The organism is Pseudomonas avellanae BPIC 631, assembly GCF_000444135.1.
Classification (GTDB): Bacteria; Pseudomonadota; Gammaproteobacteria; order Pseudomonadales; family Pseudomonadaceae; genus Aquipseudomonas; species Aquipseudomonas avellanae.
This window is the reverse complement of the sequence record NZ_ATDK01000537.1, coordinates 1-994: the sequence shown is the minus strand read 5'-3', so window position 1 is coordinate 994 and position 994 is coordinate 1. Positions and strand designations below refer to the sequence as shown.

At 46.7% G+C, this 994-nt stretch carries 1 pseudogene; it reads left to right on the top strand.

Features of this window, described 5'->3' with window-relative positions:
• Nucleotides 1–445: 445 nt before the first annotated feature.
• Nucleotides 446–910: pseudogene (locus DW49_RS0124375) on the top strand (HNH endonuclease); the annotation flags it as partial.
• Between the last annotated feature and the right edge of the window lie 84 nt (nt 911–994).

The following is a 994-nucleotide window of genomic DNA, read 5'->3' as shown; positions in this document are numbered from 1 at the left end:
CATAGCAATGGCCTGCGCTTTTCTGTGGCTACCAATGTGAAACGGGAACAGACCCTAGGCCTGAGATCCTCTGCATGGAGAGATTGCTATTGTAAAGCCTGCACCGAAACCATAGCTGTAGCTGTAGCTGTAGCTGTAGCTGTAGCTGTAGCTGTAGCTGTAGCTGTGAAGGGCTGAAATCATGTGAGCGATCTTAACTCAGCTAAATAGTCATTTAGTTGAGTTATGCTTTTTAGTGATTAAAAGGACTGTACATCGAGGCCGGCATGTAATCCAGAGGTACGCATAATGTATATTATGTTAAATTGTATCTGTTTGTAACCGACCTGACCTGTCAGCATTTTCTTGAGGCAGTAAGGTGAAGATTCAGCTCGTCCAGAACTCCTTGTCGCGTACGCCCCTACTTTCACTGCTCCACCAGACAACCTAACGCTCAGGATTTCGCATGACCACTCCTTACTACCCAAGCCGTAAAGCATTTATCGAATCTTTAGGAGCCACATGTAAAAACTGGACTTGGAGCTGGTCGTTTGTGAGTCACCAAGAGCGCAAGGTCATATTCGGCGCTTGGGATATTCATATAAATGACGACCGTACACTCATACTTTGCGAGAGTTGGGAAAATGAGAATGGTCGCCGCAACAATGGCTACGCGCAGAGCGTCGAGCATCTCAGGTTAGTCGCCGAGCAGGGATACGAGCTTCATACATTCAACATTACGCACTCGGACGAACGCCAGGACGAGGACGGCGCAGGCCCTGCAAAGATCAAAGACTTTGAACGATTTATCACTCGCAAGTGGCTGCTTCAGCAGAAAGGTCAATGGCACGCATGTGAAGAGTCTCCGATGCCTGAAGTCCCCGAAGAGGTCAATCAGCCAGAGCTCTACCTAGTGTACTGTTTTCGAAAAAACCAGCTACTAACTAACGTAAAATTCAAATTTTATCAATAACTTAGGTTGCAGGACACGGGTAAATTATTTCGCAAACAGTAC